This window comes from Bacillus sp. ISL-7, from assembly GCF_018613065.1.
The window spans coordinates 1-7,862 of sequence record NZ_JAGGQW010000089.1 but is presented as its reverse complement, the minus strand read 5'-3'; the positions used below and the strand labels follow the sequence as shown (position 1 = coordinate 7,862).

The window sequence follows — 7,862 nt, the reverse complement described above, 5'->3', positions numbered from 1 at the left end:
TCTACAGGAATGCTAAACTGCTCCGTTACTTGAAGAAGAAAAAGCGATCCTTCTTTAAATGAAGCATCGCACCCGTCAGTTCAACAAGGTAAGTTTTATAATTTTTGCCCTACGGTGAACCATAGTTGTAAATTTTCCGTAGTCCCAGTGGGGTCTGTTTCAGTTTGGATATGTAGTTTTTGTTCTTTAATTTTATCAGCACAATAATAAAAAGCTGCCATATAGACAGCTCTAATTTACCGCTAGAGAACGCCGACAGTGAAGCAATTAATTCTTTATGTCTATCCTTTTCCCTCTGCAATTGCAGTGAGTCTCTCCTTAATCCGGTCTGTACAGACGCCACCATGATAGGTAATGACAGTCTCAATGTCTAATTCGATCAGTTTAGCCACCGATTTCAGAGCTGAATCCATGTCCAGCGTAAACTCCGGCATCGGTGGCATAAGCACGCCATCCTTCGCAGTCAATGCATCCCCAGAGATCAGTGTCTTGGTGGGCTGATGGTAAAGACTGATATGATCCGGCGTATGACCCGGTGTATAAATAACCTGGATGCCACCGCAATAAGGAAGTATCTCACTATCCTGTAATGAAATATCAACTTTAGAAGGCTCCACCTCGGGCCCACCTTTGATCAATGGCAGATCTCCCATTATGTATGGCTTTGACAGTGGATGAGCCAGCACCACCAACCTTTCATCAGTGTTAGCCAACAGTTCTGGCAGGCTGCCGATATGATCATAGTCCTGATGTGTGATAATGATTTTTGTTAGCCTTTCGAAAAAATTGGACTCCCGATTAAGTGTGTCTTGAATAAGTTTAGCGTGACCAGGTGTTCCAGTATCAACCAAGATTACATCTTTTTCGTCCCACAGTAGTGCCGCATGAACAATAAATGAATAAGAACCCGCGCTGACTTCCAGTACAACCGACTTGACACCCACGTTTGACACCATGTTTTATCACCTCTCTAACAATATATTTTAATGGAAAGCCATTATTTCATAAAATCAATTAATATATTTTCCGGTTGTATATTGATAACGAATGCCTTTAGTAATTACATGGACAAATCTGTAATAAAAATCATGGTTAATAAACCTATGACAAAAGAAAATGTCGCTGATCTTTCGTTCCCATCTCCATGGCTTTCTGGAATTAACTCTTTATAGACAACAAAAAGTATGGCACCTGCTGCAAACGCTAATCCATATGGAACTACATCAAGATATTGATCCGTTAACTGTAGTCCGATAAATGATGAAAATAATTCAATAGCTCCTGTAAAAGCTGTATACAAAAAAGCTGATGGCTTTGGAATTTGATTTGCAACCAAGAACATGCAAACTAGAAATCCTTCCGGTATGTTTTGTAGTCCAATGGAAAACGAAACAAGGGATCCAAGATCCTCGTAATGACTGGCATAGCTAACTCCTACCGAAATTCCTTCTGGAATGTTATGTATAGCCATAGTAGCTATTAATAGAAGTGGACTTGCTTGTTGAGAAGGATGTGATCTGTGATCAACCTCTACATGTGGTAACGTAATTTCTAATAAAGTAAGAGTTACAGTCCCAAGTAAAATTCCAATTGTCAAAACAAACATGTTTGACAGCTTTAAAGTAGATGGAATTAATGCATAAGTCGAAGCTGCTACCATAATCCCTGCACTGTAAGCCAATAAATTATCCTTAACACGGTGAGACACATTGCTTAATAACAAAGCAGGGACCGCCCCCAGGACTGTACCTAATGCACTAATAAATATTCCAAGGTTTATCTCCACAAGAAACCACCTTTATCAAATTATTAATGCATTATATGTACAACCCCTATATAAAAAGACAGTTTTTCTTATTTATACAAATTTCTTAAAATCGTCCTCTTCCCTAGAAAGCGCAAAAATGATAAATCAATTTTTAAGTCATATAAAAATCCTCTTCAAGTTATAGCGTATCATCCACGCATTATACGTGGGCTTTTTACAGTGTTTACTTAAATTGGATACGCGCTCCAACTCTCCATCTATCACAATATCTTGCTCAAGTAAGGTTAAAGAAACCACGTTTGATGCAGGGTTTTAATGGCTAGCTAAGCATAATTTTCACTACAATTAAAAAAGCACCCCCGAAGGAATGCGTTTTAAATTTGGGGTTTATGTAGCAATCTCTTACTCAATTAAATGGCCCTAAACATAAAGAAAAGGCACAATTCTTGCTGCAGAATTGCGCCCGTTTGCTGAAGATCAAGATAATTATTTTGACTGCTACTTTGCTTGTTGAACTAACGCACCCGTTACTTTAAGTACAATTCTTCACAATCTTGCTTTCCTACACTCATCAATTTGTCTCTGGCTTACCAGAAAATGCGAGGACGTTATTAACCTGATTTGGGAAATCAGAGCGTCCTGTCCCTACTACGAGTGCCCCCGCTTCTTTAGCCTCTTTTATGGAGCAGCAGCTTAACAATGACCACGCCAGCGGCACCAGCACCGTTTACCACGACACGAATATCCTCTATGTTTTTATCTGCCAGTTTAAGAGCGTTTATTAATCCAGCAGTAGTCACAATAGCCGTACCGTGCTGGTCATCATGGAACATAGGAATATCGCAAGCTTTTCGTAAACGCTCTTCTATTTCAAAGCATTGCGGTGCAGCGATATCTTCTAAATTGACTCCTCCAAAGGTCGGCTCTAATAATTTAACTACCTCCACAATTTTATCTGGGTCAGTTTTACAATGTCTATTTTAATTTGGTTGTAAATACTTTTGTATCTCCAGCTATTACTTGCTTTGAATCTTCCCAGTCGAACTTAAATTTGCCTTCTGCACTGTTGGTTACAACCATCGGTATAATAGTGTTACATCCACTTTTTTTTATAAAGTCTAGATCCGCTTCAACAATGGTTTGACCTCTAACCACTTTGTCTCCAGTTTTGACAAGGACATGAAAACCCTCACCCTTAAGTGAAACAGTTTCTAACCCAATATGAACAAGAATTTCTTCCCCTAATTCGGTTCTAATTCCAAAAGCATGTTTTGTATCAGCGATTAACGTAATTTCACCATCTACAGGTGCGACAACTTGACCATTTGAAGGTTTAATCGCAATACCTTCACCCATAATTTTTTGACCAAAAACGGGATCTGGAACATTTTCTAACTTAACTAGTTCTCCTGAAACCTGTGCAAAAATTTCTTCGTTTCTTACTTCTTTTTTAAATAATTTTTTAAACATGTTTATAACCTCTAATCATTATTTATTACTAGCAACCAAACAACTAGAATAATTCTTTTCCTGTATAGATTTGCTTACATTTATTGCCTTAAGTGAAAATTCTTCCGCTAATTGTGTTGAAAGACCAATATAATTCTTAGTATCAAGCATCTCCCTGATTTGTTCCTCTGTAAAGGCCTCTGCTATTATTGGATTTTCGCTCAGTACGTCAAAGTAGTTCCTTCCTTCTAAATAGGATTTCATAACTAACTGGTACACCAAAGAATGGGCTTCATCTTTCCCTAATTTCCTTGCTATTTCCATCATGACATATTCACTATTATCAAGATCATTATTTAGTAATACATTTTTGTGCATATTTTCCTGATTAATAGTCAACGTTCTCGTTAATTCCTCTCCTCTTAAAAGGATCTCTGTTGAAAGAAAGGGCTTCTTCTAAGGTCGCATCAAATAGCATATAAGAAGTACTATCACCTTCGAATGGTCTTGGGCATGAATAGAGGCCCATTGACACTAATGAATATAGCTTTTGAGAATTCGCAATAATTCCTTTCGATAATTTCGGATTGATCTTATGAGGCATTGTACTGCTGCCTACTGTACCCGATTGGAATTTTTCAGACACTTCACCAAACTCTTCAATTGAAGTATAGTAAACTTCTTCCGCTATTTTATGGAAGGTGCTCGCTAGTAAAGAGAGATTCATGATATATTCCACTTTATGGGTGCTTATATTTCTAGAAGGGATGTCCATGGAATACATATTTAATAATTCAGCCACTCGATCCTGCACTTTTCGTCCTACTTTTCCTGATGAGTTAAAAGCTCCTACAGCCCCGCCCATCATGACATTAAATACCCTTTTTTGTACTTCCTCCATTCTTTCAACAGAGGCTAGCAGCTCACTTATCCAAACAGATACCTTATATCCATATGTTATGGGAATAGCATGTTTGCCATGGGTTCTACCAGGTAAAATGGTATCTTTATTTTCTTCAGCCAATTTAGCTAAATTTTGTAGAATTTCGCCAACTACCTCTAAGAACTTATCGTGTATTCTTTTCATTATAAGTAGTTGAGCGGTTTGTTGAATATTTTGAGTTGTTACTCCATAGTGAATATATTTTCCACTTTCTTTATCACATGCTTTAACCAAAACTTTCAAAAAAGGAACAAATCCATGGCCTATCTTTTGCTGAATGATCTCCATTTGTTCCAAGTTTACAGCGTCTAAATGGCGCTTTTTTTATTTCTCAATCAGCCTAATCTACGACAGTCACTCCGCACACATCTTCGAATGCCACCCGTTCATATTCGCCAGGCTTTACCTCAACGCGTAGCTGATGAGTTATCGGATCAATGCGGTTAATGTTTCCGGTTATGTCCGTAGTAAAGCCGTCATCCCACACGGAGAGTATCACCGCTAGCTTATACTGCATCGCGTAGGTTATGCGCTGGTCAAACTCCTCCGTATCGAATTCGCTTAGTAACGGCAGTGGCTGGCGCTCTGAAAACTATCGAAAACCGATAGAAATTGAACATCTGGCGAAATTAATCCACCGGTCGCCAGGATACACTATTTCTGTATTCAAAGAAGTGATTGGTCAATCTCCTATTAAATACATCCATCAATTACGGGTGATGGAAGCTTGCAATCTTTTGTTAAATACCGATATGACTGTTGTAGCTATCTCCGAGTACCTGGGATATTATGATACATCCTATTTTTCTCGAATGTTTAAGAAATTAACATCCATGTCTCCAAAGTAGTTTAGCATGACTGGACACCAGATAGATGTTTCAACCCTATTCCTAGAGTAGCTTGTACAATTACCACACCCACAAAATAAAAAAAACTAGCCGAGTGGCTAGATAATTAAGGATACTAGATTGTAAAGCTGACTCCAAATTAAGTTGTGGATTTATGTTTCATAAACCGGTTCATCGAGTAATGCTTGCTGCAATCTCTTCATTTCCGCTTTTAATAGTGTTACAATGTTTGAATATTCCGGGTTTGTATAAAGATTTTTGATTTCATAGGGATCATTTTTTAGGTCAAACAATTCCCATTCAGGAGGTCTTGTTTCTCTTTTGACCCCGATGTGCCTAATGCTTGGGCGTAATAATAGATTAGCTTGTAGCGATGCGTTCGAATACCATAATGGGAATAAACGTTATGGTATTTATCAAGATGCATCCAATACCGGTAATACACAGACGTTCGCCAACCCATGGGAATTGTTCCGTTGAATAACAGCCGCAAGCTCCGGCCCTGCATGTCTTTAGGAATCCTGACTCCGGCAAAATCCAGGATGGTGGGGGCAAAATCCACGTTCAGCGCCATCGCTTCTGTCACAGAACCCGGTTTAATCTCTCTCGGGTACCGGATGAGAAAAGGCATCCGTATAGACTCTTCGTACATATCAATCGTACCTTCTCCTGTTCGCGAAACGATTCGACTGTAGTTTTGCTCCAATAAGGGGTACCTGCAAATTCAACATCCGCCTTCGGCATTTTCCCTCGATGTAGTACACATTTAATTTCCGCTTATCATAATTCAAGCCATGTTGCGATAAGAAATATCCTATTGCAGTATTACTTGGACTAGTGTATTAAATACATTGCAGAAAAAATTATAACAATTATAACATTTGATATTTTGTTTTTTTATAAAAATTTGTACCACCCTTTTAAGTAGTAAGGTATTAAATTAGGTATACTAATTACGAACTAACTACAAAAAAACACAATAAGAGAATCCTACTTCTAAGGTGTGGCTAGTTCTACAATGTAATGAGAAGTCCATGACTAACTAAACTAAAATTAATTGTGTTAAAATTGCCTTTATAAATGATTGGGATGGCCTTGGTTGTCTGTGTCTTGTTTTTCTTCAGAACTTCGTTACCCTAAGTGAAATTATGTCAATGCTTCAGTCTCTTTAAAAGGAAATGTAACAAAGAGGGGACTAATTGGGACCCCTCTTTTGAGAGAATAAAATTACTTTTGAGATTACTCAGCAAGGTTTAATACAGTTACTTTTTCACGCGTCATCGATTCAATACTCTTACGGATACCTTGCGCTCCCATACCGGATCCTTTTACACCAATAAATGGGAAATGATCCGGGCCGCGTTCGGTACGTCCGTTTATTTGAACTGAGCCTGTTTCAATTTTATTCGCAATCGCAAATGCTTTATTAATATCTTTGGTAAAGACACTTGCCTGTAAACCAAATTCAGATTCATTCGCAATATTGATCGCTTCTTCATCAGAGGATACACGGATTATTGGCAGCACAGGTCCGAACGGTTCCTCCCAAGCTACGGCCATGTCTTCTGTCACATGATCAAGAAGAGTAGGGTAAATTAAATTGCGTTCACGCTTATTTCCTGTTACAAGAGTTGCACCTTTTTCAATGGCATCCTCAATTAATCCTTGAACAAAGTCAGCGGATTGATCATCAATTAACGGGACAACTGTGTTGCCTTCTTCCGGAGAACCTACAGCTAATTTTTCGATTTCTTCTTTTAAAATGGATACTATCTCGTCTGCTACACTTTCATGCACTAATACACGTTTAATAGCTGTGCAACGTTGACCGGAATAAGAAAACGCACCGCTGATAATATGTTTCGCCGCCTCGTGTAAATCAGCGTCTTCACGTACAATACCAGGGTCTTTCCCGCCAAGCTCAAGTACAAGTGGAATCATTCCTGCTTTTTTCGCTAAACTAATACCAGTATTTGTCCCGCCTGTAAAGGAGATCATATTAATACCTTTATGCTCAACTAAGTAATCACCAATGACAGAACCACGACCTGTCACGATATTGACAAGACCTTTTGGAAAGTTTGCTTTGTGAAGAGCCTCAATCATTTTAATACCACTAATAGCTCCTTGTGTAGCTGGTTTAAAGATAACTGCATTACCTGAAATGAGTGCCGGTGCTAATTTAGCAGCAGCTAAATTTACGGGATAGTTAAACGGAGGGATTGCTAGTATTACTCCTAGTGGAACACGTTCAACAATAGCAATCTTAGATTTAGATCCGCCTGGGAAGCTATCTCCCTTCATACTTTCACCATGCATATGCATTGCTTCTTCGACCGTATAACGAATGAAATCCGCAGTACGTACGACTTCATTCTTTGCATCTTTCAAACTTTTTCCTACTTCTTTCATAATGATTTCAGCAATTTCATCTTGCATGTCCACTAATTCATCTGCCCATTTATACAAAAACTTTGCTCGTTTTTGAAGGGAAGTTTCTGCCCAAATTTTTTGTGCCTCATGAGCAAAATTAATTGCCTTATCTATCTCTTCTATCGTAACCGCCTGCACTTTTCCAATAACTTCATAAAGATAAGGTGAAGTGATTTTAATAGTTTCACCAGACTTACTTTCTCTCCACTCCCCATTTATATAAAAATTGTAAGCTTTTAAAGATAATACGTTTATCGACATAATAAATCCTCCTTTAAGTAGGTGAATACCAATATGATTGAATAGGTATAATTTTCAGTCTCTTAATTATAAAAAAAACATAATAGTATTATTAAAAAACAGATTTCATCATTAAATATCGTCCAATTCACATTTATTACAAAGCTCTTTCATCCATAAA

10 protein-coding genes and 1 pseudogene are annotated in these 7,862 nt (G+C 38.0%); 1 reads left to right on the top strand and 10 read right to left on the bottom strand.

The features are described from left to right. Positions 1-281: 281 nt before the first annotated feature. The 7 genes and pseudogenes from J7E66_RS29220 to J7E66_RS33010 all read right to left on the bottom strand — a co-directional run bounded on the left by J7E66_RS29220 (position 282) and on the right by J7E66_RS33010 (position 4,677). Positions 282-956 carry an MBL fold metallo-hydrolase gene (locus J7E66_RS29220; protein ID WP_215006895.1) on the bottom strand — a complete coding sequence of 225 codons (675 nt, stop codon included), beginning with the start codon at positions 954-956 and terminating at the stop codon, positions 282-284. A gap of 104 nt (positions 957-1,060) precedes the next feature. Then, positions 1,061-1,786, bottom strand: coding sequence for a ZIP family metal transporter (locus tag J7E66_RS29215; RefSeq protein WP_215006892.1), 726 nt, complete (start codon positions 1,784-1,786; stop codon positions 1,061-1,063). A 571-nt stretch (positions 1,787-2,357) separates the two neighbouring features. After that, positions 2,358-2,730: pseudogene (locus J7E66_RS29210) on the bottom strand (malic enzyme-like NAD(P)-binding protein); the annotation flags it as partial. A 13-nt stretch (positions 2,731-2,743) separates the two neighbouring features. After that, complete coding sequence (locus tag J7E66_RS29205; RefSeq protein ID WP_215006888.1) at positions 2,744-3,238, bottom strand: PTS sugar transporter subunit IIA; 495 nt, start codon at positions 3,236-3,238, stop codon at positions 2,744-2,746. An 18-nt stretch (positions 3,239-3,256) separates the two neighbouring features. Next, positions 3,257-3,616, bottom strand: coding sequence for a lyase family protein (locus tag J7E66_RS29200; RefSeq protein ID WP_215006885.1), 360 nt, complete (start codon positions 3,614-3,616; stop codon positions 3,257-3,259). After that, entirely contained in the window at positions 3,606-4,448 is an 843-nt protein-coding gene (locus tag J7E66_RS29195) for a lyase family protein (RefSeq protein WP_251033200.1), read from the bottom strand. The genes J7E66_RS29200 and J7E66_RS29195 overlap by 11 nt, the downstream gene beginning before the upstream one ends. Before the next feature lie 52 nt (positions 4,449-4,500). Then, on the bottom strand, positions 4,501-4,677 hold the full coding sequence (locus J7E66_RS33010) for a YolD-like family protein (RefSeq protein WP_483861503.1): 177 nt from the start codon (positions 4,675-4,677) through the stop codon (positions 4,501-4,503). 10 nt (positions 4,678-4,687) lie between these two features. Between J7E66_RS33010 and J7E66_RS29185 the strand changes: the two genes are divergently transcribed. Continuing rightward, a complete protein-coding gene (locus J7E66_RS29185) occupies positions 4,688-5,008 on the top strand; it encodes a helix-turn-helix domain-containing protein (RefSeq protein ID WP_215006879.1) in 321 nt (106 codons plus the stop codon). Positions 5,009-5,160: 152 nt separating this feature from the next. On the opposite strand, the gene J7E66_RS32170 is transcribed toward J7E66_RS29185, so the two are convergent. The 3 genes from J7E66_RS32170 to J7E66_RS29175 form a co-directional block, all read right to left on the bottom strand. Then, a complete protein-coding gene (locus J7E66_RS32170) occupies positions 5,161-5,301 on the bottom strand; it encodes a sulfatase/phosphatase domain-containing protein (protein WP_251033199.1) in 141 nt (46 codons plus the stop codon). Then, a complete protein-coding gene (locus tag J7E66_RS29180) occupies positions 5,289-5,714 on the bottom strand; it encodes a sulfatase/phosphatase domain-containing protein (RefSeq protein ID WP_251033198.1) in 426 nt (141 codons plus the stop codon). The genes J7E66_RS32170 and J7E66_RS29180 overlap by 13 nt, the downstream gene beginning before the upstream one ends. A gap of 533 nt (positions 5,715-6,247) precedes the next feature. Beyond that, a complete protein-coding gene (locus tag J7E66_RS29175) occupies positions 6,248-7,702 on the bottom strand; it encodes an NADP-dependent glyceraldehyde-3-phosphate dehydrogenase (protein WP_215006876.1) in 1,455 nt (484 codons plus the stop codon). Positions 7,703-7,862 lie beyond the last annotated feature (160 nt).